14 protein-coding genes, 1 tRNA gene and 1 rRNA gene are annotated in these 26,054 nt (G+C 71.1%); 12 read left to right on the top strand and 4 right to left on the bottom strand.

All coding sequences use genetic code 11. The features are described 5' to 3' along the window. The first annotated feature begins 33 nt into the window (after positions 1–33). The 3 genes from rrf (at position 34) to ACWGKQ_RS23805 (ending at position 1,078) form a co-directional block, all read left to right on the top strand. A 5S ribosomal RNA gene (gene rrf / locus ACWGKQ_RS23815) occupies positions 34–150 on the top strand. Between the two features lie 113 nt (positions 151–263). After that, positions 264–926 (top strand): DegT/DnrJ/EryC1/StrS family aminotransferase, encoded by a 663-nt coding sequence (locus ACWGKQ_RS23810; protein ID WP_453293958.1) that lies wholly within the window; start codon positions 264–266, stop codon positions 924–926. Between the two features lie 76 nt (positions 927–1,002). Further along, positions 1,003–1,078: transfer RNA gene (locus ACWGKQ_RS23805), tRNA-Thr, on the top strand. A 60-nt stretch (positions 1,079–1,138) separates the two neighbouring features. Here ACWGKQ_RS23805 and ACWGKQ_RS23800 read toward each other — a convergent pair. Next, positions 1,139–3,895 (bottom strand): SpoIIE family protein phosphatase, encoded by a 2,757-nt coding sequence (locus ACWGKQ_RS23800; RefSeq protein ID WP_453293954.1) that lies wholly within the window; start codon positions 3,893–3,895, stop codon positions 1,139–1,141. 398 nt (positions 3,896–4,293) lie between these two features. On the opposite strand from ACWGKQ_RS23800, the gene ACWGKQ_RS23795 reads away from it, so the two are divergent. From ACWGKQ_RS23795 to ACWGKQ_RS23755, 9 genes are all read left to right on the top strand, one after another. Beyond that, the gene (locus tag ACWGKQ_RS23795) at positions 4,294–9,750 is read left to right on the top strand and encodes a HAMP domain-containing protein (RefSeq protein ID WP_453293953.1); all 5,457 of its coding nucleotides are present in this window, start codon (positions 4,294–4,296) and stop codon (positions 9,748–9,750) included. Between the two features lie 274 nt (positions 9,751–10,024). Then, complete coding sequence (locus ACWGKQ_RS23790; RefSeq protein WP_189262252.1) at positions 10,025–10,705, top strand: response regulator; 681 nt, start codon at positions 10,025–10,027, stop codon at positions 10,703–10,705. Positions 10,706–10,829: 124 nt separating this feature from the next. Next, positions 10,830–13,574 carry a DNA translocase FtsK gene (locus ACWGKQ_RS23785; protein ID WP_453293952.1) on the top strand — a complete coding sequence of 915 codons (2,745 nt, stop codon included), beginning with the start codon at positions 10,830–10,832 and terminating at the stop codon, positions 13,572–13,574. A gap of 277 nt (positions 13,575–13,851) precedes the next feature. Continuing rightward, positions 13,852–14,694: a helix-turn-helix domain-containing protein gene (locus ACWGKQ_RS23780; protein ID WP_453293951.1), complete on the top strand. Its 843-nt coding sequence runs from the start codon at positions 13,852–13,854 to the stop codon at positions 14,692–14,694. A gap of 103 nt (positions 14,695–14,797) precedes the next feature. Next, positions 14,798–16,270 carry a 30S ribosomal protein S12 methylthiotransferase RimO gene (rimO, locus tag ACWGKQ_RS23775; RefSeq protein WP_453293950.1) on the top strand — a complete coding sequence of 491 codons (1,473 nt, stop codon included), beginning with the start codon at positions 14,798–14,800 and terminating at the stop codon, positions 16,268–16,270. Then, positions 16,267–17,052: a CDP-diacylglycerol--glycerol-3-phosphate 3-phosphatidyltransferase gene (gene pgsA / locus ACWGKQ_RS23770; RefSeq protein WP_453293949.1), complete on the top strand. Its 786-nt coding sequence runs from the start codon at positions 16,267–16,269 to the stop codon at positions 17,050–17,052. Before rimO ends, pgsA begins: the two co-directional genes overlap by 4 nt. After that, positions 17,049–17,594, top strand: coding sequence for a CinA family protein (locus ACWGKQ_RS23765; RefSeq protein WP_453293948.1), 546 nt, complete (start codon positions 17,049–17,051; stop codon positions 17,592–17,594). Before pgsA ends, ACWGKQ_RS23765 begins: the two co-directional genes overlap by 4 nt. Positions 17,595–17,703: 109 nt before the next feature. After that, positions 17,704–18,078: a helix-turn-helix domain-containing protein gene (locus tag ACWGKQ_RS23760; RefSeq protein ID WP_383718383.1), complete on the top strand. Its 375-nt coding sequence runs from the start codon at positions 17,704–17,706 to the stop codon at positions 18,076–18,078. A 206-nt stretch (positions 18,079–18,284) separates the two neighbouring features. After that, a complete protein-coding gene (locus tag ACWGKQ_RS23755; protein WP_453293947.1) occupies positions 18,285–18,755 on the top strand; it encodes a Dps family protein in 471 nt (156 codons plus the stop codon). 330 nt (positions 18,756–19,085) lie between these two features. Here ACWGKQ_RS23755 and ACWGKQ_RS23750 read toward each other — a convergent pair whose 3' ends face one another. Genes ACWGKQ_RS23750 through ACWGKQ_RS23740 form a run of 3 tightly spaced genes read right to left on the bottom strand, consistent with a single transcriptional unit; the run spans position 19,086 to position 25,760 of the window. Further along, positions 19,086–19,850, bottom strand: a complete 765-nt coding sequence (locus ACWGKQ_RS23750; RefSeq protein WP_453293946.1) for an SDR family NAD(P)-dependent oxidoreductase — start codon at positions 19,848–19,850, stop codon at positions 19,086–19,088. Positions 19,851–19,882: 32 nt separating this feature from the next. Beyond that, positions 19,883–20,725: an Fpg/Nei family DNA glycosylase gene (locus ACWGKQ_RS23745; RefSeq protein ID WP_453293945.1), complete on the bottom strand. Its 843-nt coding sequence runs from the start codon at positions 20,723–20,725 to the stop codon at positions 19,883–19,885. 49 nt (positions 20,726–20,774) lie between these two features. Continuing rightward, positions 20,775–25,760: an ATP-dependent helicase gene (locus ACWGKQ_RS23740; RefSeq protein ID WP_453293944.1), complete on the bottom strand. Its 4,986-nt coding sequence runs from the start codon at positions 25,758–25,760 to the stop codon at positions 20,775–20,777. Positions 25,761–26,054: the final 294 nt, after the last annotated feature.

Below are 26,054 nucleotides of genomic sequence, written 5' to 3'. Positions count from 1 at the left end.
GTGGTGCGGCAGAGTTCTACAGTTTCATAGTGTTTCGGTGGTCATAGCGTGAGGGAAACGCCCGGTTACATTCCGAACCCGGAAGCTAAGCCTTACAGCGCCGATGGTACTGCAGGGGGGACCCTGTGGGAGAGTAGGACACCGCCGAACAAATTTTGAAAGGGTTGGATCTGGAACTTCGGTTCCGGGTCCAACTCTTTTTTGGTTTGCGTAACTTGTCGTTCACGTTCCGCACCGAGCATCCCAGCATGGGTACTGCTGCAATGCTCAGGGCCGCCGGCGTCGGAGTCGGCGACGAGGTCATCGTGCCGGCCTTCGGGAACGCCGAAGTCGCCGAGGCCGTGACACTGGCCGGTGCGCTTCCGGTGTTCGCCGACATAGATCCGCTGACCTACTGCCTCGACGTGTCGGCGGTGGAAGCGGCCGTAACCGCCCGTTCCGCGGCGGTGGTTGTCGTGCACCGGTTTGGACGGTGGGCCGACATCAGGCAGTTGCGTGCGCTCGGGCAACGGCACGGGCTGCTGGTGCTGGAGCAGGGCGAGTCCGAGGCCCCGTACGACGAGATCGCGCAGCGGCGGCAGCGGGCCGCCTACCTCGATGCGAAGTTGCGGGGTGTGCGGACGCCCGACGGCGGTGACGGGCACACCTACCAGCAGTACGTCGTGCGGGTGCCCGGGAACGGCCGGCCCGACCGGGACGCCTTCGCTCGGGCCCTGCGGGGCAAGGGAGTCGACTGCCGGGTGCCGGTGAAGACGCCGGTGCACCGACTGCCGGAATTCCGGCGCTGTGTCTCGTTGCCGGAGACGGAGGTGGCGGCGGACGAGACGCTGGCGCTGCCGGTGGACGCCGCGTTGACGAAGCGGGAGATGCAGCGGATCGTGTCCGCCTGCAATGCCCTCGGCGGACTGCTTCAGCCCGCCTTCTGAACGAGTTTGGGAACTCGGGCCTGATCGGGGTATGATCTATTCCGTTGCCGCGGGGGAAACCTCGAAAAGGCAACAGGCCCCTATAGCTCAGTCGGTAGAGCGTCTCCATGGTAAGGAGAAGGTCAACGGTTCGATTCCGTTTGGGGGCTCCAGTCAAAAGGCCCCGCCCGTCAAGGGCGGGGCCTTTTTCATGCCCTTTTCCGGATCCCGCCTCAGTCCTTCTGGAGGCCGGGGACCCGCATCGCCAGGATGGCCATGTCGTCCGACGGTGCGTCCGAAGCGAAACGCTCCACCGCGCGCATGATGCGTGCCGCGACCGCGCCCGCCGTCAGGCCCGTGCAGGTCGTCAGAACGTCTGCCAGGCCGTCGTCGCCGAGCATGCGGGTGCCCTCCCGGCGCTCCGTCACGCCGTCCGTGACACAGAGGAGGACATCGCCCGGATCGAGGGTGACCGTCTGCTCGTACAGCTCCAGGTCCTCGATGACGCCGAGGAGGGGCTGCGGCTCGGCGGCGGCCTCCACGGTGCCGTCCTGGCGCAGCCGCAGCGGGAGCGGGTGGCCGGCGCAGACCACCTTCAGCACCGCGCTGCCGTCCTCCTGGGGGTGCATCTCGCCGTACAGGAGGGTCAGGAAGCGGCTGCGGGAGCCCTCGTCCAGGATGGCCGAGTTGAGGCGCTCCAGGACCGCGGGGCCGCTCAGGCCCTCCCTGGCGAGCAGGCGCAGCGCGTGCCGGGCGAGACCGGTGACGGCGGCCGCGTTGGGGCCCGTACCGCAGACGTCGCCGATGGCGAAGCCGTACGCGCCGTCGGAGATCGGGAAGACGTCGTAGAAGTCGCCGCCGACCTCGTTGCCCTCGCCGGCCGCGCGGTAGATGACCTCGACCTCGACGCCTTCGATGGCCGGCAGGCCGGGCGGCAGGAGGCTGCGCTGGAGGGCCTGGCTGATGGCCGTGCGCTCCGAGTACAGGCGGGCGTTGTCCAGGGCCAGGGCGGCCCGGCGGGACAGGTCCTCGGCCAGTTCCAGGATCTCCTGGCGGAAGTGCTCGTCGGTGGGCTTGCCGAGGGTCAGCATGCCGATGACGCGGTTGCGGGCGACCAGGGGGAGGACCACCGTCTCGCCGCCCACGGCGGAGGCGGTGGCGAGGGTGGGGCCGATGGCGGAGGAGACCTGGCGGGTGGGACCGCCGGCCAGGCCGAGGCTGCGCATGGAGCTGCGCAGGGCGGCCTGGTGGGCGTGCTCCCCGGGGGCCGTCCAGACGCGGGCGCCAGGCGTGGGTACCGGGTCCGGCGGCGGCACCTTGGAGAGCAACGACTTGATGCCGTCGATGAGTTCCTCGTCCTCGTGCAGGACGTACGACAGGTACGGGTCGGAGGCCTGGTCGGCGATGGTGTAGACGGCGCACCAGGTGGCGAGGGTCGGGACCGTCATCTGGGCCATCAGGGCGAGCGTCTGGTCGCGGTCCAGGGTGCCGGCGAGCAGGTCGGAGGCCTCGACGAGGAAGCTGAGCGAGCCGCGGCGCAGCCGCTCCAGCTCGCCCAGGCGGGCCGACTCGACGGCCAGGGCGATGCGGTCCGCGGCGAACTGGAGGCGCAGCGCCTCCTCGTTGGAGTATCTGCCCGGTGCCTCGGCCGCGACGCCCAGGGAACCGGTCAGGCGGCCCTCGACCTTCAGCGGGACCGTGACGACCGAGCGCATGCCGGTGCCGGCCAGGAGGGGGACCGCGCCCGGAACGGCCGCCAGATCGTCGTGCACGGCCGGCATACGGGCGGAGCCGTAGCGGCCGGGGCCGGCTTCCACGGGCACGCGCGCGAAGCGCTGACGGGCGGACGGGAGGCCGGTGGAGGCGCGGACCTCCAACTCGGTCTCGTCGTCGGTGGCGAGGAGCAGGAACGCGGAGTCGCCGTCGAGCATGTCGCGGGCCCGTTCGACCGTGCGCTGGAGGAGGCCGTCGAGGTCGTCCGGGGCCGGGGAGCCGATGAACACCTCGAAGGGGTCGCTGCTCTGGCCGTCGGAGGCGCCGCCGGCGTCGGAGGCGGGGATGCGCAACGGGGTCTGGAGGACGGCCCGTTCGTGGTCGCGTACGAGCAGGCAGACGGTGGAGGGCTCGCCGCCGGTGTCACGGACCCTCAGGTGTGAGGCGTAGACGGGGGTCACGCGGCCGTCGGCGCCGCGGATGCCGTAGCTGCCCTCCCAGCGGGAGAGTTGGAGGGCCTCGGCGATGCCGGTGCCGGTGCCGGGGGTGTGCGGCCAGGCGGCGAGGTCGGTGAGCGGCTTGCCGGTGACATCGGTGGCGGTGTGGCCGAAGATTTCCTCGGCGTCCTCGTTCCAGGCGGAGACGGAGCCCTTGCGGTCGATCTGGACGACCGCGACCCGGACCCGGCCGTCGGCGAGGGGCAGCAGGTCGGCCGGGAGGGACGGTCCGGCGGCGCGGGTGCCCACCGGGCGCTCGGGCAGGTCGAGCTGGAACCAGACATTCTTGTACGTGGACGTGTATTCGACGCCCCAGCGGGTGGCGAGGGCCGCGCAGAGCTGGAGTCCGCGGCCGCCCTCGCGGTCGGGGCTGCCCATGTTGACGGCGGAGCCCTGGAGCGGGACCTCGCGTTCGGGGTAGCGGTCGGAGACCTCGATGCGCACCCCGTCGTCGGTGCGCAGGCACAGCACGTCGGCGTGGGTGCCGGCGTGCACCACCGCGTTGGTCACCAGTTCGCTGGTGAGGACCACGGCGTCGTCGACGACGTCGGCGAAGCCCCAGCCCTGGAGCGTGTCGCGGACGAAGGCCCGGGCGGTCGCGACCGATCGTCCGACGGGCTCGAAGCTGGCGGCCGCGCGCGCGGTGATCACAGAACTCCTCGACCGGGTCTCGACATGCGGGCTTACCTGGCCGGCCGGCTGGTGCCGCTGCTGCGGCATGCGCTCGCCCGTGGGCCGTGGCTCCGGGTTGTGTCCCCCGGGGATCACTCCGGTGGTCATGGTCTGCGGCCGCCCCTCCGAATGCCCGCTCGTTCTCGTGCCACCGCCCAGGCCGGACGGACCGGTGCGGCTGGACAGCCGCATGCAAGGTTACTTACCTTCGCCGTCCGAGCGGATGCCGGTCGCCAGTGTTTACGCCCTCAGGGTGTGCGGACGATGTGCGAAGCTGCCGAACTGTTATGGCCTGGTTCGGCCAGGGTGAAACACTGGGCAAGCTTGTGATGAAGGTCCGGTCGGCCCGAGTGCGTTCCGTGTTCGGTGGGCAGCAGCCCCTGGTGTGGCCGGATCTCGTCTGGCAGATATACGCAGCAGTAACTGGTACGCCGAAGTAAGCGGTACGCCGAGTATGGCGGTGTCCGAGCACAGCAGTAACGGTCGACCCCTGCGGGAGGGACACAGTGGAGTCTGGCGCAGCGGCGCGGGGCACTAAGGCGCGCGCGAAAGGCGGACCGTCCCTGAGCAGGCAGCGGGGCGGTGACGGGACCACCACGGTGGACACGGCTTCCCTGAACCGCCTGCTGGTGGCTCTCACGTCGATGAGGGACGGCAACTTCCGCAAGCGGCTCACGGTGTCCGGGGACGGCGTGATGTCGGAGATCGCGGCGGTCTTCAACGAGGTCGCCGACCGTAATCTCCACCTCACGGGTGAGTTGTCTCGGGTACGGCGTGTCGTCGGACGTGAGGGAAAACTCACGGAGCGGCTGGAGACGGGTGCCTGCGAAGGCTCCTGGGCGGCTGCCATCGACAACTCCAACGCCCTTGTCGACGACCTGGTACGGCCGGTCTCCGAGGTGGGCCGGGTCCTGACGGCGGTGGCCGAGGGCGATCTGTCGCCGCGTATGGAGTTGCGGTCGCCGTCGGCGGACGGGGCCGGGCATCCGCTGCGCGGTGAGTTCCTGAAGGTCGGCCGGACCGTCAACAACCTGGTGGACCAGTTGTCGACGTTCACCGACGAGGTCACGCGCGTGGCCAGTGAGGTGGGCACCGAGGGCAAGCTGGGCGGTCAGGCCCGGGTGCGCGGTATGTCCGGTTCGTGGCGGGACCTGACGGACTCGGTCAACACGATGGCGAACCGGTTGACGGCGCAGGTGCGGGACATCGCGCTGGTGACGACGGCGGTTGCCAAGGGTGATCTGTCCCGGAAGGTCACGGTTCAGGTCGCCGGCGAGATGCTGGAGCTGAAGGAAACCGTCAACACGATGGTGGACCAGCTGTCGGCGTTCTCCTCCGAGGTGACCCGGGTCGCCCGTGAGGTGGGCACGGACGGCATCCTGGGCGGCCAGGCGCATGTGCCGGGGGTGGCGGGTACCTGGAAGGAACTCACCGACTCCGTCAACACCATGGCCGGCAACCTGACCGCCCAGGTGCGTGGGATCTCCGAGGTGACCACCGCGGTCGCCAACGGTGACCTGTCCCGCAAGGTGACCGTCCCGGCGCGCGGTGAGGTCGCGCAGCTCGCCGAGACGATCAACCAGATGACCGAGACGCTGCGGATCTTCGCGGACGAGGTCACGCGCGTGGCCAACGAGGTCGGCGGCGAGGGGCGGCTCGGCGGGCAGGCGAACGTGCCGGGCGCGGCGGGTACCTGGAAGGACCTGACGGACTCGGTCAACACGGTCTTCCGGAACCTGACCACCCAGGTGCGGGACATCGCCGCCGTGACGACGGCGGTGGCCAACGGCGACCTGTCGCAGAAGGTCACGGTCGACGTGGCCGGCGAGATGCTGGAGCTGAAGAACACCGTCAACGGCATGGTCGACCAACTGTCGTCGTTCGGTGCCGAGGTCACCCGGGTGGCCCGGGAGATCGGTGTCGAGGGTGAGCTGGGCGGTCAGGCGCAGGTGCCCGGGGCCGCCGGCACCTGGAAGGACCTGACGGACTCCGTCAACACGGCATTCCGCAACCTCACCGGTCAGGTGCGCAACATCGCCCAGGTGACGACGGCGGTGGCCAACGGCGACCTGTCGCAGAAGGTCACGGTCGACGTCTCCGGCGAGATGCTGAAGCTGAAGAACACCGTGAACACGATGGTGGACCAGCTCTCCAGCTTCGCCGACCAGGTGACGCGGATGGCCAGGGACGTGGGCACGGAGGGCCGCCTGGGCGGTCAGGCGCGCGTGGACGGCGTCTCGGGCACCTGGAAGGAGCTCACGGATTCCGTCAACTTCATGGCCGGCAACCTGACCTCGCAGGTGCGGCAGATCGCCCAGGTGACGACGGCGGTGGCGCGGGGCGACCTGTCCCAGAAGATCGACGTCGACGCGCGCGGCGAGATCCTCGAGCTGAAGAACACGATCAACACGATGGTCGACCAGCTGTCCGCCTTCGCCGAGCAGGTCACCAAGGTGGCCCGTGAGGTGGGTACGGAAGGGCGGCTGGGCGGTCAGGCGCAGGTGCCCGGTGTGGCCGGTGTGTGGCGGGACCTGACGGATTCCGTGAACGGCATGGCCGGCAACCTGACGGCTCAGGTGCGCAACATCGCGCAGGTCGCCACCGCGGTGGCCCGCGGTGACCTCTCCCAGAAGATCACCGTGGACGCGCGCGGTGAGATCCAGGAGCTGAAGAACACCCTGAACACGATGGTCGACCAGCTGTCGTCGTTCGCCCAGGAGGTCACGCGCGTGGCGCGCGAGGTGGGCACCGAGGGCATCCTCGGCGGCCAGGCCGAGGTGCAGGGGGTCGCGGGCACCTGGAAGGACCTCACGCAGTCCGTGAACTTCATGGCGAACAACCTGACCATCCAGGTGCGCAACATCGCCGAGGTCACGACCGCGGTCGCCAAGGGCGACCTGTCGAAGAAGATCACCGTTGACGCGAAGGGCGAGATCCTCGAGCTCGTCACGACGGTCAACACCATGGTCGACCAGCTGTCGAGTTTCGCCGAGCAGGTGACCCGGGTGGCCCGTGAGGTGGGCACCGAGGGCATCCTGGGCGGTCAGGCGCACGTTCCGGGTATCACGGGTATCTGGAAGGACCTCAGCAACAACGTGAACCTGATGGCCAACAACCTGACCACGCAGGTGCGGAACATCTCCCAGGTCTCGGCGGCGGTCGCCAACGGCGACCTGACCCGGCAGGTCACCATCGAGGCGAGCGGTGAGGTGGCGCAGCTCGCCGACACCATCAACACGATGGTGAAGACCCTGAGTTCGTTCGCCGACCAGGTCACCAAGGTGGCCCGTGAGGTGGGCACGGACGGGATCCTGGGCGGTCAGGCGCACGTACCGGGTGTGGCGGGTACGTGGAAGGACCTCACCGAGTCGGTGAACCAGATGGCGTCCAACCTGACCGGCCAGGTGCGCAACATCGCGATGGTCACCACGGCCATCGCCAAGGGCGATCTGACCAAGAAGATCGACATTGACGCGCGCGGTGAGATCCTCGAACTCAAGACGACGATCAACACGATGGTCGACCAGCTGTCGAGTTTCGCCGAGGAGGTCACCCGGGTCGCCCGCGAGGTGGGCACCGAGGGTGCGCTGGGCGGGCAGGCACGCGTGCGTGACGTCGACGGCACCTGGCGGGACCTCACCGAGTCGGTGAACGAGATGGCCGGGAACCTGACCCGGCAGGTGCGTGCCATCGCGCGCGTGGCGACCGCGGTGACCCGCGGCGACCTGAACCTGAAGATCGACGTGGACGCGTCCGGTGAGATCCAGGAACTCCAGGACTACATCAACAAGATGATCGCCAACCTGCGCGACACGACTGTCGCCAACCAGGAGCAGGACTGGCTCAAGGGCAACCTGGCCCGGATCTCCGCGCTGATGCAGGGCCGCCGTGACCTGGCGGACGTGGCCTCCCTGATCATGAGCGAGCTGACGCCGGTGGTGACCGCGCAGCACGGCGCGTTCTTCCTGGCGATGCCCCTGGTCGACGGCAAGGACATGAAGGGCGAGGACGAGGAGGCGTACGAACTGCGCATGCTCGGGTCGTACGGCTACTCGATGGGCTCCATGCCGACGTCGTTCCGGCCCGGTGAGGCGCTGATCGGCACGGCCGCCCACGAGAAGCGCACGATCCTGGTGGAGAAGGCGCCGACCGGCTACCTGAAGATTTCCTCCGGGCTCGGCGAGGCCCCGCCGGCGCAGGTGATCGTGCTGCCGGTGCTGTTCGAGGGCAAGGTGCTCGGGGTCATCGAGCTGGCGTCCTTCACGCCGTTCACACAGATCCAGAAGGACTTCCTCAACCAGATCGCCGAGATGATCGCGACGAGCGTCAACACCATCTCCGTCAACACCAAGACCGAGGTACTGCTGAAGCAGTCCCAGGAGTTGACCGAGCAGCTCCAGGAGCGGTCGGCCGAGTTGGAGAACCGGCAGAAGGCGCTCCAGGCGTCCAACGCCGAACTGGAGGAGAAGGCCGAGCTGCTGGCCCAGCAGAACCGGGACATCGAGGTGAAGAACACCGAGATCGAGGAGGCCCGGCAGGTCCTGGAGGAACGCGCCGAGCAACTCGCGGTCTCCATGCGCTACAAGAGCGAGTTCCTCGCCAACATGTCGCACGAGCTGCGCACTCCGCTCAACTCGCTGCTGATCCTGGCCAAGCTGCTCGCCGACAACGCCGAGGGCAACCTCTCGCCCAAGCAGGTGGAGTTCGCCGAGACCATCCACGGCGCGGGATCCGACCTGCTCCAGCTGATCAACGACATCCTGGACCTGTCGAAGGTCGAGGCGGGCAAGATGGACGTCTCCCCGACGCGTATCGCGCTCGTCCAGCTGGTGGACTACGTGGAGGCCACCTTCCGGCCGCTGACCGCGGAGAAGGGCCTGGACCTGTCGGTGCGGGTCTCGCCGGAACTGCCCGCCACCCTGCACACCGACGAACAGCGGCTCCTGCAGGTGCTGCGCAACCTGCTGTCCAACGCGGTGAAGTTCACCGACTCCGGCTCGGTGGAGCTGGTGATCCGGCCGGCCGGCAGCGCTGTGCCGGTGGGGATCAGGGAGCAGCTCCTGGAGGCCGGTTCGCTCAGTGATCCGGACGCGCCGCTGATCGCGTTCTCGGTGACGGACACCGGCATCGGTATCGCGGCCAGCAAGATGCGGGTGATCTTCGAGGCGTTCAAGCAGGCCGACGGCACGACCAGCCGCAAGTACGGCGGTACGGGCCTCGGGCTGTCGATCTCGCGGGAGATCGCGCAGCTGCTCGGCGGTGAGATCCACGCGCAGAGCGAGCCGGGCCGCGGCTCCACGTTCACGCTCTACCTGCCGCTGCACCCCAGTGAGCTGCCGCCGCAGGGCTACCAGCAGTCCGTGCCCCAGCTGGAGGCCGGGGACCTGGTCGCCTCGCAGCACCGCGTCCTGGAGCTGTCCGGTGTGGAGATCGAGACGCCGGCCGAGGTGAAGTCGTACCAGGAGACCCAGAACGGCGCCGCCGCGCTCTTCCGGCGCCGGCGCCGGGGGGCTCCGGTGGCCGAGCCGTGGCCGGTGCTGGCCGAGCAGGCGGTGACGTCTGTGCAGCCGCGCCGGGGCATGCGGTTCGGCGGCGAGAAGGTGCTGATCGTCGACGACGACATCCGCAACGTCTTCGCGCTCACCAGCGTCCTGGAGCAGCACGGTCTGTCGGTGCTGTACGCCGAGAACGGCCGGGAGGGCATCGAGGTCCTGGAGCAGCACGACGATGTCGCGGTCGTCCTGATGGACATCATGATGCCCGAGATGGACGGCTATGCGACGACGAGTGCGATCCGTCGGATGCCGCAGTTCGCCGGGCTGCCGATCATCGCGCTCACCGCGAAGGCGATGAAGGGCGACCGGGAGAAGGCCATCGAGTCGGGCGCTTCGGACTACGTCACCAAGCCGGTCGACCCCGATCATCTTCTGGCGGTGATGGAGCAGTGGATGCGCGAGGAGTGACCGGAACGGTCAGGTGTGATGTGAACGTTACGGGAACGTTCCGTGTGCACCGGGAGTTGCTGACTCAGGGTGGCGGAACCCGTGTAGAAGTGCGGGATTGGGGGAACCTTCTGGTCCCCGGCTGCGTTTCTGCTACGTGCACAGTGACATCGCGGTGACAGGGTGTGGCGACAGGCGGGGTGCGGCTACCATGACCGGCACAAGGACGGGCGGCGAAAGGGAGTCGTCCCCTGGGGCGGCGCCCGGTGCACATCCGGGGCGAGGAGGGCGGGCCATGGTGCAGAAGGCCAAGATCCTCCTGGTCGATGACCGGCCGGAGAATCTGCTGGCGCTGGAGGCCATCCTCTCTGCGCTCGATCAGACACTGGTGCGGGCATCGTCCGGGGAGGAAGCGCTCAAGGCACTGCTCACGGACGACTTCGCGGTGATTCTGCTGGACGTCCAGATGCCGGGCATGGATGGTTTCGAGACCGCGGCGCACATTAAGCGACGGGAGCGGACCCGGGACATCCCGATCATCTTCCTGACGGCGATCAACCACGGGCCCCACCACACCTTCCGGGGCTACGCCGCGGGCGCGGTCGACTACATCTCCAAGCCCTTCGACCCATGGGTGCTGCGCGCCAAGGTCTCGGTGTTCGTCGAGCTGTACATGAAGAACTGCCAGCTGCGCGAGCAGGCGGCGCTGCTGCGGCTCCAGTTGGAGGGCGGCGGCAAGGGCGCGGTCGCCGGCAAGGAGTCCGCGGGGCTGCTCGCCGAGCTCTCCGCCCGGCTCGCGGCCGTCGAGGAGCAGGCCGAGGCGCTGTCCAAGCAGCTGGACGACGAGTCCGCGGACGCGGCCGCGGTGGCCACCGCGGCCCACCTGGAGCGCAAACTCACCGGCCTGCGCCGGGCGCTGGACGCCCTCGAACCGGGCACGGGCGGCGCCACGCCGTCGCTCCCGTCGCAGAACTGACCGCGACCGCGGACACCGTTGCCCATGAGCTTCCGTCAGTTCTGCGCCCCGGGAAGGGCGACACGAACGGGTGAAGCTGTGGGCACACGTGTCCCCTGTCGCATCCCCCGGTAACCTCGCACCCATGGCCTCACGTCCCTCGGCAGCCAAGAAGCAGCCCGCGAAGAAGGCCGCTGCCTCGAAGGCTCCGGCGAAGAAGGCCGCCGCGAAGAACGCCCCGGCCAAGAAGGCGGCAGCCAAGAGGACCGCGGCGAAGAAGTCCGCCCCGGCGCCCAGGCCGGCGCCCAGCCCCACCGGGGGCGTCTACCGCCTGGTGCGCGCCCTCTGGCTGGGGGTCGCGCACGCCGTCGGCGCCGTCTTCCGCGGCATAGGACAGGGAGCCAGGAACCTGGACCCCGCGCACCGCAAGGACGGCGTCGCCCTGCTGCTGCTCGGCGCCGCCCTGATCGTCGCCGCCGGCACCTGGGCCGACCTGCGCGGCCCGGTCGGCGACCTGGTCGAGATCCTCGTCACCGGCGCCTTCGGCCGCCTCGACCTGCTGGTGCCGATACTGCTCGCGGTGATCGCCGTACGGTTCATGCGCCACCCCGAGCAGCAGGACGCCAACGGGCGGATCGTGATCGGCCTGTCCGCGTTGGTCATCGGCGTGCTCGGCCAGGTCCACATCGCCTGCGGCTCGCCCGCCCGCAGTGCCGGCATGCAGGGCATAAGGGACGCCGGCGGCCTCATCGGCTGGGCGGCGGCGACCCCGCTGACGTACACCATGACCGAGGTCCTCGCCGTACCCCTGCTGGTGCTGCTCACGGTCTTCGGGCTGCTCGTCGTCACCGCGACCCCGGTGAACGCCGTCCCGCAGCGGCTGCGGGCGCTCGGCGTGCGCCTCGGGCTGCTGCACGACCCCGAGCCCGACGAGTACCCGGAGTACGGCGAGGACGACGAGCGCTACGACGATCAGTGGCGCCAGGCCCTGCCCGCGCGCTCCCGCAGGCGCTCCACCGCCCCCCAGGACTACGACCCCGACAGCGCCGAGCAGGAGGCCCTCGCCAAGCGCCGGGGCCGCCCCCGGCGCTCCGCCGTGCCGCAGCCCGAGCTGGGCCGCCAGATGGACGCCGTGGACGTCGCGGCGGCCGCCGCGGCCGCGCTCGACGGCGCCGTCCTGCACGGCATGCCGCCCTCCCCGCTCGTTGCCGACCTCACCCAGGGCGTCAGCGTCGGCGACCGCGAGGACACCACGCCGACGCCCGTGCCGGCGCCGAGCCCGAGTCCGGTCCCGGCCGCGCGGCCCAAGCAGGAGAAGCTCAAGGTCGAGTCCGTCGTCGCGGACCTGACCAAACCGGCGCCCGAGCAGCCCCGGGACCTGCCCCCGCGCGCCGAGCAGCTCCAGCTCTCCGGCGACATCACCTACTCGCTGCCGTCGCTCGACCTGCTCACCCGCGGCGGCCCCGGCAAGGCGCGCAGCGAGGCCAACGACCGGGTGGTCGCCTCGCTCACCACCGTCTTCTCGGAGTTCAAGGTCGACGCGGCCGTCACCGGTTTCACCCGCGGGCCGACGGTCACCCGCTACGAGGTCGAGCTCGGCCCCGCCGTGAAGGTCGAGCGGATCACCGCGCTCACCAAGAACATCGCGTACGCCGTCGCCAGCCCGGACGTGCGGATCATCAGCCCGATCCCCGGCAAGTCCGCGGTCGGCATCGAGATCCCCAACACCGACCGCGAGATGGTCAACCTCGGAGACGTACTGCGGCTCGCCGAGTCAGCCGAGGACGACGACCCGATGCTGGTCGCGTTCGGCAAGGACGTCGAGGGCGGCTACGTCATGCACTCGCTGGCCAAGATGCCGCACATGCTGGTCGCCGGCGCCACCGGCTCCGGCAAGTCGTCCTGCATCAACTGCCTGATCACCTCGGTCATGATGCGGGCGACCCCGGAGGACGTGCGGATGGTCCTGGTCGACCCCAAGCGCGTCGAGCTGACCGCCTACGAGGGCATCCCGCACCTGATCACCCCGATCATCACCAACCCGAAGCGGGCCGCCGAGGCGCTCCAGTGGGTCGTCCGCGAGATGGACCTGCGCTACGACGACCTGGCCGCGTTCGGCTACCGGCACATCGACGACTTCAACAAGGCCGTCCGCGACGGCAAGCTCAAGACGCCCGAGGGCAGTGAGCGCGAGCTCCAGGCGTACCCGTACCTGCTGGTGATCGTCGACGAGCTCGCCGACCTGATGATGGTCGCCCCGCGCGACGTCGAGGACTCGATCGTGCGCATCACGCAGCTCGCGCGGGCGGCCGGCATCCACCTGGTGCTCGCCACCCAGCGGCCGTCGGTCGACGTGGTCACCGGCCTCATCAAGGCGAACGTGCCCTCCCGGCTCGCCTTCGCCACCTCCTCGCTCGCCGACAGCCGCGTCATCCTCGACCAGCCCGGCGCCGAGAAACTCATCGGCAAGGGCGACGGGCTCTTCCTGCCGATGGGGGCGAACAAGCCGACCCGTATGCAGGGCGCGTTCGTCACCGAGGAGGAGGTCGCGACGATCGTCCAGCACTGCAAGGACCAGATGACGCCGGTCTTCCGGGACGACGTCGTGGTGGGCACCAAGCAGAAGAAGGAGATCGACGAGGACATCGGCGACGACCTCGACCTGCTGTGCCAGGCGGCCGAGCTGGTCGTCTCCACCCAGTTCGGCTCCACGTCCATGCTCCAGCGCAAGCTGCGCGTCGGCTTCGCCAAGGCCGGCCGGCTCATGGACCTCATGGAGTCGCGCGGCGTGGTCGGGCCGAGCGAGGGGTCCAAGGCGCGCGACGTTCTGGTGAAACCCGATGAGCTGGATGGAGTGCTTGCTGTGATCCGTGGGGAGTCCGCGGGGTAGGTGTCCCTCATGGGCACGGGCGCCGGTAGATCGGGTGGAGTCAATGTCGTGATCCACCCGTTAGGGATCGTCGGGCAACCGTTTCCCTTTGACGCACGTCAAGTTGAGCGAGAGGAAAGGTGTGTACTCCATCCTGGGGCGCACACCTGACCCGTCATCGGGATGTCCGGCCATACCGATGGCGTACAAAGTCGTACCGCCCGGTTGCCTCACCCTTTCGCACCCCCCCTAGACTGAACCTCCAGCACAGGTGGCTACACGCTCGAAAGGCGCCCCCGTGTCCATCGGCAGCAACTCCCCTGAAGACGAGCGTCCGTTCCCAGACGTGTCCGAGGAAAACCGCCCCTCCGTAGGCCGAGCCCTCAAACAGGCCCGCATCGCCGCCGGGCTGACCGTCGACGAGATCAGCGGGAGCACCCGGGTCCGTATCGCCATCGTGCACGCCATCGAGGCCGACGACTTCGCCCCCTGCGGCGGCGACGTCTACGCCCGCGGGCACATCCGGACCCTGGCCAAGGCCGTCGGCCTCGACCCCGAACCGCTGCTCGCGCAGTTCGCGGCCGAGCACGGCGGTGGGCGGCCCGCGCCGACGCCCGCCGCACCGCTGTTCGAGGCGGAACGTATCCGCCCCGAGCGGCGCGGACCCAACTGGACGGCGGCCATGGTCGCCGCGATCGTCGTCGTGGTCGGTTTCGTCGGCTTCACCGCCTTCAAGGGCGGCGACGGCGACGACGCCAAGCAGTCGGTCGCCGAGGGCGCCGCCCCCACGACCAGCAAGCCCGCCTCGCCGACCCCGAAGGAAAGCAAGCCCGACAAGACCCCCGCGCCCTCCGACAGCGCGATCGCCGCCGCGCCCCAGGACAAGGTCACCGTCCAGGTCAGCGCGGTCAACGGACGCAGCTGGATCTCGGCCAAGGACCACAACGGCCGGATGCTCTTCGACGGGCTCCTGAAGAAGGGCGACTCCAAGACCTTCCAGGACAGTTCCAAGATCAACCTGATCCTCGGCGACGCCGGAGCCATCCAGCTCTACGTCAACGGCAAGAAGATCGAGGACCAGTTCCGGCCCGGCGCGGTGGAGCGCCTGACCTACACCAAGGGCGACCCGGAAGTCGGATAATCATCGGACAATCGTTCGGATCGAGTACGTACCCAAGGGGTTGGCCATGATCGGCCAGCCCCTTCGACGTGGGCTGTCGGTGAGACAAAGTAGTCTTGAGCCCATGCCTGAACGCCGTACCGTCGCACTCGTCACTCTCGGCTGCGCCCGTAACGAGGTGGACTCGGAGGAGCTCGCAGGCCGTTTGGAGGCGGACGGCTGGCAGCTCGTAGAGGACGCATCGGACGCGGATGTCGCCGTCGTCAACACCTGTGGATTCGTCGAGGCCGCCAAGAAGGACTCGGTCGACGCCCTCCTGGAGGCCAACGACCTCAAGGGGCACGGCAGAACCCAGGCCGTCGTGGCGGTGGGCTGCATGGCCGAGCGGTACGGCAAGGAGCTCGCCGAGGCGCTGCCCGAGGCGGACGGCGTGCTCGGCTTCGACGACTACTCCGACATCTCCGACCGCCTCCAGACCATCCTCAACGGCGGCATCCACGCCTCGCACACCCCGCGCGACCGGCGCAAGCTGCTGCCGATCAGCCCGGCCGAGCGGCAGGAGTCGGCCGCCGCGGTGGCTCTCCCGGGGCACGGCCCGGCCGACCTCCCCGACGGCGTCGCGCCCGCCTCCGGCCCGCGTGCGCCCCTGCGCCGCCGCCTGGACGGCGCCCCGGTCGCCTCGGTCAAGCTCGCCTCCGGCTGCGACCGCCGCTGCTCCTTCTGCGCCATCCCGTCCTTCCGCGGCTCCTTCATCTCCCGCCGCCCCAGCGACGTGCTGAACGAGACCCGCTGGCTGGCCGAGCAGGGCGTGAAGGAGATCATGCTGGTCTCCGAGAACAACACCTCCTACGGCAAGGACCTCGGCGACATCCGGCTCCTTGAGTCCCTGCTGCCGGAGCTGGCCGAGGTCGACGGCGTCGAGCGGGTGCGTGTCAGCTACCTCCAGCCCGCCGAGATGCGCCCCGGCCTGATCGACGTACTGACCTCGACCCCGAAGGTCGTCCCGTACTTCGACCTGTCCTTCCAGCACTCCGCGCCCGGCGTGCTGCGCGCGATGCGCCGCTTCGGTGACACCGACCGCTTCCTGGAGCTCCTCGACACCATCCGCTCCAAGGCCCCGCAGGCCGGCGTGCGCTCCAACTTCATCGTCGGCTTCCCCGGCGAGTCCGAGTCCGACCTGGCCGAGCTGGAACGCTTCCTGAACGGCGCGCGGCTCGACGCCATCGGCGTCTTCGGGTACTCCGACGAGGAGGGCACCGAGGCGGCGACGTACGAGAACAAGCTCGCCGAGGAGGTCGTCGCCGAGCGCCTCGCGCACATCTCCCGGCTCGCCGAGGAGCTGGTCTCGCAGCGGGCCGAGGAGCGCCTCGGCGAGACCGTGCACGTCCTCGTGGAGTCCGTGGACGACGAGGACGGCGTCTACGGCCGGGCGGCCCACCAGGCGCCCGAGACGGACGGACAGGTGCTGCTCACCAGCGGCGCGGAACTGCGCGTGGGCCGTATGGTCGAGGCGAAGGTGGTCGGTACGGAAGGTGTCGACCTGGTGGCCGAGCCGTTGCACGGCTCGCCCGCGTGTAGTGAGGAGGCCGGCAGATGACCGGAGTCCCGGCGTCCGCCGCGGGCGGCTCCTCCGGCGCGCACGGCGCCCCGGGCTCCGCCGCCACCTCCGGTGCCGCCCCGGATTCCGGTCCCCGCGATTCCGGTTCCCACGACTCGGGTTCCCACGACTCCGGCTCCCACGGTGACGATCGGCCCGCGCGCGGTGCGAAGATCGCCGCTGCCGCCGTCAACCAGGCCAGCCTGTGGAACGTCGCCAATCTGCTGACCATGCTCCGGCTGGTCCTGGTGCCCGGCTTCGTCGCCCTGATGCTGGCCGGCGGCGGATACGACCCTGCGTGGCGCTCGCTCGCCTGGGCGGCCTTCGCCATCGCCATGATCACCGACCTGTTCGACGGGCACCTGGCGCGCACCTACAACCTGGTCACCGACTTCGGGAAGATCGCCGACCCCATCGCCGACAAGGCGATCATGGGGGCGGCGCTGATCTGTCTGTCCGCGCTGGGCGATCTGCCCTGGTGGGTGACGATCGTCATCCTCGCCCGGGAACTCGGCATCACGCTCATGCGTTTCGTGGTCATCCGCTACGGCGTGATCCCGGCCAGCCGCGGCGGCAAGCTCAAGACCCTCACCCAGGGCGTGGCCGTGGGGATGTACGTGCTGGCACTGACGGGGTGGCTGGCGACCCTGAGGTTCTGGGTGATGGCCGCGGCAGTCGTCCTGACCGTCGTCACCGGCCTCGACTATGTGAGACAGGCCATTGTGCTGCGCAGGCAGGGAATCGCCGAGCGCGCGGCAGCGTTGGAGGAGTCGGAAGCGTGAATTCCACGGCCGCCGAACTGGTGCGACTACTGACGGTGAGAGGACAGACCCTCGCTGTCGCCGAGTCGCTGACCGGCGGCCTGGTTGCGGCCGAGATCACAACGGTGCCTGGGGCCTCCAAGACGTTCCGGGGTTCCGTCACCGCCTACGCCACCGAGTTGAAGCACGAGCTGCTGGGTGTCGACGCCACCCTGCTGGCCCAGCGCGGGGCGGTGGATCCGCAGGTCGCGGCCCAGATGGCCGCCGGAGTGCGCAAGGCGCTGGGTGCCGACTGGGGTCTCGCGACCACCGGAGTCGCCGGCCCGGAACCGCAGGACGGCCGGCCGGTCGGGACGGTTTTCGTGGCCGTGGACGGACCGTTCGGCTCTGGTTCCGGTTCTGCCGCTGGCGGAAAAGTAGAGGCCCTGCGGTTGAACGGCGACCGCGCGGAAATTCGTAGAGAGAGTGTACGGAGCGTACTCGCACTGCTTCTGAGGGAGCTTGCGAGCGAACAGACCGGGAATGAGCGGACACAGGATACGGAACAGAACGGGGGGTTTTGATGTTTGCAGCCCTGAGTGAACACGACATCGCTCCCCGCACGGCCGCGGCGCTAGGCGGTACGGTGGGGCGTGAAGGATGCGGCTACGCGGTCCGAGGAGGGAGCCACCGATGATTCTGCTCCGTCGCCTGCTGGGTGACGTGCTGCGTCGGCAGCGCCAGCGCCAGGGCCGTACTCTGCGCGAAGTCTCCTCGTCCGCCCGAGTCTCACTCGGCTATCTCTCCGAGGTGGAGCGGGGGCAGAAGGAGGCTTCCTCCGAGCTGCTTTCCGCCATCTGCGACGCGCTGGACGTACGGATGTCCGAGCTCATGCGGGAAGTGAGCGACGAGCTCGCCCTCGCCGAGCTGGCCCAGTCCGCCAGGGCCACCGAGCCTGTGCCCACGTCGGTTCGCCCGATGCTGGGTACCGTCTCGGTGACCGGTGTGCCACCGGAACGGGTGACCATCAAGGCCCCCGCCGAGGCGGTGGACGTGGTCGCCGCGTGACGCCTGCGCGGATGTGACCGACGCGGCGCCGACCCGGCGTCGAAGAGAAGTGTGCGAAGCCCCGGCCGGGGCCTTCCCAGGGCGACCTGGGACGGTGCGGCCGGGGCTTTCGCGTACCCGCGGACTGCGTGCGTCCATTTGCCGGTGTCCGGTGGTCCGGTCATGGTGGAGGGACGTGACAGGGGGCCGACGACCGGAGAGAACGCATGTACGTCGTGAAGAGCCCGCTGTCCGACGCGGACCTGAAGACCGTGGCAGAGGCGTTGCAGGGCGCCCTCGTCGACCTGGTGGATCTGGCACTGGCGGCCAAGCAGATCCACTGGAACGTGGTCGGGCCCCGCTTCCGGACCGTCCACCTCCAGCTCGACGAGGTCGTGGACACGGTCCGGGTGCACTCCGACACGGTCGCGGAGCGGGCGTCGGCGCTGGGCGTCTCACCGGACGGGCGCGCGGCCACCGTGGCCGCCGGCAGCGGCATCGGGTCGGTGCCCGGGGGCTGGGTCAAGGACTCGGACGCGGTGGCGGCCCTGGTGGACGCGCTGAGCGCGGTGATCACCCGGATGCGGGAGCGGGTCACGGCGACCGCGGAGGCCGATCCGGTGACCCAGGACATCTTCATCGGGATCACGGCTGATCTGGAGAAGCATCACTGGATGTTCCAGGCGGAGAACGCGTAGCAGAGGCCGATGTCGGTCCGCGGCCGTTGCATCCGTGAGCCCTCGGTGCGCCTCCCCGGTGGGCCGGGCGGCGTTCTAGCGTCCGGCTGGAGGTGTCGGCCATGGTGGGGCGGATAGTGCGCTGGGGGGTTGCCCTGGGACTCGCGGCGGTGTGGTGGTGGGCCGTGCTGCGGATCACCTTCGCCGACGGTGCCGGGGCGCTGGAGGGGACGGTGGCCGCCGGCGGGTGGGGACTGAGCCTGCTGCCGGTGAACTGCGTGCCGCGGGCCCGGGCGGCGGGAGCCCTGGGGCCGGCGCGGTGGCGGACGGCCTGGCGGACGGGGACGGGGGCTACCAGGGCATCGCCACCCCTCCGTTCGGGCGCAGGATCTGGCCCGTCGTGAACGAGGAGGCGTCCGACGCCAGATAGAGCACGGCGTGCGCGATGTCCGTCGCCTCGCCGACCCGGCCCAGCGGCGACATCCGGGCCATCCGGGCCTCCGTTCGCTCCTGCTCCGCGCTGTCGTCGCGGTCGGTCATGGGGGTGCGGGTCCAGCCCGGGGCGACCGCGTTGACGCGGATGCCCTGCCGGCCGACCTCGTTGGCGAGCGTCCTGGTCAGCTGGACCACGGCCGCCTTGGCCGCGCCGTAGCAGAGCAGCCCGGGGCCGCCGGTGTCGATCGCGCCGGAGGCCATGGTGATGATGCTGCCCCCGGTCCGCCCGGCCAGCATCAGCCGCGCCGCTTCCTGGCAGGCGTACAGCACACCCTTGAAGTTGACGCCGAGCACCCGGTCGAGGTCCTCGTCCCTGGTCTCCAGGACCGGGCTGCGGTGCATGATCCCGGCGATCGCCGCCATGACGTCCAGCCGCCCGCAGGACCGCACGGCCTGTCCGAGCTGTGCCCGGTCGGTGACGTCGAGGGTGTGGGTGCGGGCGGTGCCGCCCCGGTCCTTGACCAGCGTCGCCGTCTCGTGAAGGCCGTCCGCGTCCCGGTCGGCACAGTGCACGGTCGCGCCCGCCTCGGCGAGCAGTACGGCGGACGCCCGGCCGATGCCGCCGGCGGCGCCCGTGACGAATGCGGTGCGTCCGGTGAGGTCGTACGCCTTGAGGGGCATGTAGGGACGGTACGAGCGTTTCTGACGGATCGTCAATTGGTCGTACGGGGGCGGGTTCCAGGGGCGCGCCGGGAACCCGGGGCGGGGGCCGGGCCGGCCTGGCAGGCGGGGCACCAGTAGGTGGGGCGCTCGCGGGAGCCGTCGCCCTGGTCGGCGAGGCGGATCGGGGTGCGGCAGCGCAGGCAGGGGCGAGGCGCGCGCCCGTAGACGAAGAGGTCGTGGTCGCGCAGACCGGTGGTCCGGCGTACCGGGCGGTCGCGGTTGGCCGCCAGGAGGCGCTGGGCGAGGCCGGGGAGCTTCGCGGCGCGGTCGGCGGGGAGCACACCGACCGGGAGCCAGGGGGTCGCGCCGATCAGGAAGCAGAGCTCGCTCTTGTAGATGTTGCCGATCCCGGCGAGGTTGCGCTGGTCGAGGAGGGCCTCGCCGAGCGGGCGGGCCGGGTCCGCGAGGAGGTTGGCGAGGGCGCGGTCGGGGTTCCAGTCGGGGCCCAGCAGGTCGGGGCCGAGGTGGCCCACGGCGCGCTCCTCCTCGTCGGTGCGCAGGAACTCCAGGACCTGGAGGCGGTACCCGACGGCCGTGCGGTCGACGGTGCCCAGAATCGCCCGGATCTGGTGCGCGGGACCGCCCTTCCAGCGCTCGGCACTGCCGTAGACCTTCCACGCGCCCTCCATCCGCAGGTGCGTGTGCAGGGTCAGGCCGCCCTCGAAGCGGGTGAGCAGGTGCTTGCCGCGCGGGGTGGTGCCGAGGACGGTACGGCCGGTGAGGTCGACCGTGGCGTACTTGGGCACCCGGAAGTCGCTGCGGGTCAGCACCTGGCCGGCGAGCGCGTCGTGCAGGCGTCTCGCGGCCTGCCAGACCGTGTCACCTTCGGGCATGGCTCAAGGGTGGCACGAGGAGGGCGAGGGGTGAGGTGCGCACCGTGCTTCACGCCCGCAGGCGCAGACCGCGCGGGGTCGCGATGAAGCCCGCTGCCTCCAGGAGGCTCCCCAGGGGGGAGGTCAGGGCCGAGGCGCCGTTGACCCGCTCCACCGTCACCGTGCCGAGGGTGCCCGCGCGGGCGGACGACGCGAGGGCCTCCGCCGCCGTACGCAGCCGGGTGTCGTCGGCGGTGTCCGTGTCCGGGGCGGTGGGCCAGGCCAGCAGGGTCTTCCCGCCGCGCTCCATGTAGAGCGTCAGCTCGCCGTCCACCAGGACCACCAGCGAGCCCGCCTTGCGGCCCGGTTTGTGCCCGGCTCCGGTCGGGGGTTCGGGCCAGCCGAGGGCGGCGCCGTAGGCGTTCGCCGGGTCGGCGGCGGCGAGGACCACGGCTCTGGGGTCGGGGGCGGCGGGGGTGCGGGTGTGGCGGTTGCCGTAGGTGTAGGGGTTCGGGCTGTACGGGTTCGCGGGGCTGCCGCTTCGGGGGCCGCCGTAGCCCGGGGCGGCGAACGGGTCGGCGGGGGCGAGGTCCTTGGGGGAGACGTAGTCGCCGGGGGCGGTGGGCTGTTCGGGCGGCCAGGTGAAGTCGCCGTCCAGGTCGGGGAAGCCGGCCGCGTCGAAGGGGCCGAGGGGGTCCAGGTGGTCCGGGTGGCCGACGGGCGCGGGGGTGCTGTGGCCGCCGTTCGGGCCGGTGAACGCGGGGGCGCCGGCGGCTCCGGTGCTCCCGAAGCCGGTCCCCGGCAGGGTCTCGCCCCGCTCGCGGGCGTTGGACACCGCCCGCAGCCGGTCGACCGCGCCGTCCATCGCGAACTGGGCCGCGCCCAGGCCCTCGACGACGTAACCCCGGCGTGCCTGGCCGCTCTCCTCGAACGCCGACAGGATCCGGTACACCGCCGAGAAGCCGCCCTCGACGCCCTCCGCCGCGACCGCGCCCCGGGTCACCACACCGTGCCGGTCGAGGAGGGTGCGGGCCAGCGCGTGGGCGCGCACGGTGGGGTCCGGCTCGCGCTGCGGAAGCAGCGACCAGCGCCCGGCCACGGTCGGCGGCCCGGTACGGGAGGCGGGGCGGGCGGCGGCCGTCAGCGAGCCGTAACGGCCGCGCGGGACGGCGCGCTTGGCACGGTGGGCGGTGGAGCCCGCGGTACGGCCCGAGCCCAGCAGGGACCGCATCGGGGCCAGTGTGTCGTTGGTGAGCCGCCCGGACCAGGCCAGGTCCCAGACGGTGTCGGCCAGTTGCGGATCGGTGGCGTCGGGGTGGGTGGTGGCGCGGACCTGGTCGGCGATCTGGCGGAAGAACAGGCCGTAGCCCCCGGAGAGGGCGTCGAGGACGGACTGGTGCAGGGCGGTGAGCTCCAGCGGGTGCGGCGGCGGGAGGAGCACGGGGGCCGCGTCCGCCAGATACAGGGAGACCCAGCCGTCCTTGCCCGGCAGGGCGCCCGCGCCGGCCCACACGATCTCGCCGGCGGCGGTGAGTTCGTCGAGCATCGCGGGCGAGTAGTTCGCCACCCGGGACGGCAGGACCAGCTTCTCCAGGGCCGAGGCCGGCACCGACGCGCCCTGCAACTGCTCCACGGCGCGCACCAGCCCGTCCACGCCGCGCAGCCCATGCCCCTTGCCGATGTGCTGCCACTGCGGCAGGAACTGGGCGAGCGCGGCCGGTGCCACCGGTTCCAGCTCGTGCCTCAGCGCGGCCAGGGAACGACGGCGCAGCCTGCGCAGCACCGCCGCGTCGCACCACTCCTGCCCGATCCCCGCCGGATGGAACTCGCCCTGTACGACCCGCCCGCCCGCGGCGAGCCGCTGCAACGCGCCCTCCGTGACCGCCACTCCGAGCCCGAAGCGGGCGGCCGCGGTGGTCGACGTGAACGGCCCGTGGGTGCGTGCGTACCGCGCCAGGAGGTCGCCGAGCGGGTCCTTCACCGGCTCGGTGAAGGCCTCGGGGACGCCGACGGGCAGCGCCGTGCCGAGGGCGTCGCGCAGCCGCCCCGCGTCCTCGACCGCCGCCCAGTGCTCGGCGCCGGCGATCCGGACCCTGATGGCCCGCCGGGCGCCCGCCAGCTCCGCGGCCCACTGCGGCTCGGCGCCCCGCTCGGCCAACTCGGCGTCGGTGAGCGGCCCGAGCAGCCGCAGCACGTCGGCCACGCCCTCGGGGTCCTTGATCCGGCGGTCCTCGGCCAGCCACTGGAGCTCGCGCTCCAACTCGGTCAGCACCTCCGCGTCGAGCAGCTCGCGCAGCTCCGCCTGGCCCAGCAGCTCGGCCAGCAGCCGGGAGTCCAGGGAGAGCGCGGCCGCACGGCGCTCGGCGAGCGGGGAGTCGCCCTCGTACAGGAACTGGGCGACATAGCCGAAGAGGAGGGAGCGGGCGAACGGGGACGGCTCCGGGGTGGTGACCTCGACCAGTCGGACCTTGCGGGATTCCAGGTCGCCCATCAGCTCGACCAGCCCGGGGACGTCGAAGACGTCCTGGAGGCACTCGCGGACCGCCTCCAGGACGATCGGGAACGACCCGAACTCGCTCGCCACCTGGAGCAGCTGCGCGGCGCGCTGGCGCTGCTGCCACAGCGGGGTGCGCTTGCCGGGGTTGCGACGCGGCAGCAGCAGCGCGCGGGCGGCGCACTCGCGGAAGCGGGCGGCGAACAGGGCCGAGCCGCCGACCTGGTCGGTGACGATCTGGTCGACCTCGCCCTTGTCGAAGGCGACGTCCGCCGCACCGACCGGCGCCTGCTCGGTGTCGTACTCGGTGCCCGCCTTCATGGGTGCCTGGTCGAGCAGGTCAAGCCCCATCAGGTCGGCGTCGGGCAGCCGCAGCACGATGCCGTCGTCGGCGTGCATGACCTGGGCGTCCATGCCGTACCGCTCGGACAGCCGGGCGCCGAGGGCGAGCGCCCAGGGGGCGTGCACCTGGGCACCGAAGGGGGAGTGGACGACCACTCGCCAGTCGCCGAGCTCGTCGCGGAAGCGCTCCACGACGATCGTCCGGTCGTCCGGGACATGACCGCAGGCCTCGCGCTGTTCGTCCAGGTACGACAGCACGTTGTCCGCCGCCCAGGCGTCCAGGCCGGCCGCCAGCAGGCGCAGCCGGGCGTCGTCCTTGGGGAGCGAGCCGACCTCGCGCAGGAACGCGCCGACCGCGCGGCCCAGTTCGAGCGGGCGGCCCAGCTGGTCGCCCTTCCAGAAGGGCAGGCGGCCCGGGACACCGGGGGCGGGGGAGACGAGGACGCGGTCGCGGGTGATGTCCTCGATGCGCCAGGAACTGGTGCCCAGGGTGAAGACATCGCCCACCCGCGACTCGTACACCATCTCCTCGTCCAGCTCGCCGACCCGGCCGCCGCCCTTCTTCGGGTCGGCGCCCGCCAGGAAGACGCCGAAGAGGCCACGGTCGGGGATGGTGCCGCCGGAGGTGACGGCGAGCCGCTGGGCGCCCGGGCGGCCGGTGACCGTCCCCGCGACCCGGTCCCAGACCACCCGCGGGCGCAGCTCCGCGAACGCGTCCGACGGGTAGCGGCCCGCGAGCATGTCCAGGACCGCGGTGAACGCCGACTCCGGGAGCGAGGCGAAGGGCGCCGCGCGGCGGACGGTGGCGAGCAGGTCGTCGACCTGCCAGGTGTCCAGCGAGGTCATCGCGACCAGCTGCTGGGCGAGCACGTCGAGGGGGTTGGAGGGAACCTTCAGGGACTCGATGGAGCCGGTGCGCATCCGCTCGGTGACCACGGCGGCCTGCACCAGGTCGCCCCGGTACTTGGGGAAGACCACGCCGGTGGAGACCGCGCCGACCTGGTGTCCCGCGCGGCCGACGCGCTGGAGCCCGGAGGCGACCGACGGCGGGGACTCGACCTGGACGACCAGGTCCACCGCGCCCATGTCGATGCCCAGTTCGAGACTGGAGGTGGCCACCACGGCGGGCAGCCGGCCGGCCTTCAGGTCCTCCTCGACCAGGGCGCGCTGCTCCTTGGAGACCGAGCCGTGGTGCGCGCGGGCGAGGACCGGCGGGGCGCCCTGGGCCGCGCCCGAGCCGCCCATCAGCTCGGCCGGGGAGTGGTGCTCGTCCAGGGGCTCGCCGGTCGCCCGCTCGTAGGCGATCTCGTTCAGCCGGTTGCACAGCCGCTCCGCCAGGCGGCGCGAGTTCGCGAACACGATCGTGGAGCGGTGGGCCTGCACCAGGTCGGCGATCCGCTCCTCCACATGCGGCCAGATCGACGGCTTCTCCGCGCCCTCACTGCCGTCGGTGGCCGGGGAGCCGCCCAGCTCTCCCATGTCCTCCACCGGGACGACGACGGAGAGGTCGAACTCCTTGCCGGACTTCGGCTGGACGATCTCCACCTTGCGGTGCGGCGAGAGATAGCGGGCCACCTCGTCGACCGGGCGGACGGTCGCCGACAGGCCGATCCGGCGGGCCGGCCTGGGCAGCAGCTCGTCCAGCCGCTCCAGGGAGAGCGCGAGGTGCGCGCCGCGCTTGGTGCCGGCGACCGCGTGCACCTCGTCCAGGATCACCGTCTCGATGCCGGTCAGCGCGTCGCGGGTGGCCGACGTCAGCATCAGGAACAGGGACTCCGGGGTGGTGATCAGGATGTCCGGCGGGCGGGTGGACAGGGCGCGGCGCTCGGCGGCCGGAGTGTCGCCGGAGCGGATGCCCACCTTGACCTCCGGCTCGGGCAGGCCCAGGCGCACGGACTCCTGGCGGATGCCGGTCAGCGGACTGCGCAGGTTCCGCTCGACGTCGACCGCGAGGGCCTTGAGCGGTGACACGTACAGCACACGGCAGCGCTTCTTCGGGTCGGCCGGGGGCGGGGTGGAGGCCAGCTGGTCCAGGGCGGCGAGGAAGGCGGCCAGCGTCTTGCCGGAGCCGGTCGGGGCGACCACCAGCACGTCCGAGCCGGCGCCGATGGCCTGCCACGCGCCTGCCTGGGCCGCGGTGGGCGCGGAAAACGCCCCCGTGAACCAGCCGCGGGTCGCGGGGGAGAAGCCGTCGAGGGCCCGGTGCCCGGATTTCGCCATGGGTCCATCCTGCACCCGGCCACTGACAACTGGGGCTGACCTGCGGAGATGTGGGCGGCCGTGGCCTCGGCTTCGCCTTCGGCCTTGGTGTTCCCATCCGCACCACCCGTGACGGTTTCGTTGTCGGGCGCGGGTGGCCCCTGTGGGGCGGATTCGCCGTCGGCTGCTGCTGCTGGAAGGGCCGGGCGGGGGGAGCGGGCGGTGGCTGCGTGGGGCGGTCGGGCGGGAAGCGGAGGCGGGGGCAGCGGCTGCCGGCGGCTGGGTGGGACGCGGGAGCAGCGGGGCGTGGATGAA

It is taken from the genome of Streptomyces sp. NPDC054770 (genome assembly GCF_053611985.1).
This window is presented reverse-complemented; position numbering and strand designations above follow the sequence as displayed.

What these genes read in the sequence shown, in the direction of transcription:
- ACWGKQ_RS23800 (WP_453293954.1), bottom strand. Translation starts at nt 3,895, where the DNA reads ATGACCACCGGAGTGATCCCCGGGGGACACAACCCGGAGCCACGGCCC.
- ACWGKQ_RS23810 (WP_453293958.1), top strand. Translation starts at nt 264, where the DNA reads ATGCTCAGGGCCGCCGGCGTCGGAGTCGGCGACGAGGTCATCGTGCCG.
- ACWGKQ_RS23745 (WP_453293945.1), bottom strand. Translation starts at nt 20,725, where the DNA reads ATGCCCGAAGGTGACACGGTCTGGCAGGCCGCGAGACGCCTGCACGAC.
- rimO (WP_453293950.1), top strand. Translation starts at nt 14,798, where the DNA reads ATGCCTGAACGCCGTACCGTCGCACTCGTCACTCTCGGCTGCGCCCGT.
- ACWGKQ_RS23740 (WP_453293944.1), bottom strand. Translation starts at nt 25,760, where the DNA reads ATGGCGAAATCCGGGCACCGGGCCCTCGACGGCTTCTCCCCCGCGACC.
- ACWGKQ_RS23760 (WP_383718383.1), top strand. Translation starts at nt 17,704, where the DNA reads ATGATTCTGCTCCGTCGCCTGCTGGGTGACGTGCTGCGTCGGCAGCGC.
- pgsA (WP_453293949.1), top strand. Translation starts at nt 16,267, where the DNA reads ATGACCGGAGTCCCGGCGTCCGCCGCGGGCGGCTCCTCCGGCGCGCAC.
- ACWGKQ_RS23750 (WP_453293946.1), bottom strand. Translation starts at nt 19,850, where the DNA reads ATGCCCCTCAAGGCGTACGACCTCACCGGACGCACCGCATTCGTCACG.
- ACWGKQ_RS23785 (WP_453293952.1), top strand. Translation starts at nt 10,830, where the DNA reads ATGGCCTCACGTCCCTCGGCAGCCAAGAAGCAGCCCGCGAAGAAGGCC.
- ACWGKQ_RS23755 (WP_453293947.1), top strand. Translation starts at nt 18,285, where the DNA reads ATGTACGTCGTGAAGAGCCCGCTGTCCGACGCGGACCTGAAGACCGTG.
- ACWGKQ_RS23790 (WP_189262252.1), top strand. Translation starts at nt 10,025, where the DNA reads ATGGTGCAGAAGGCCAAGATCCTCCTGGTCGATGACCGGCCGGAGAAT.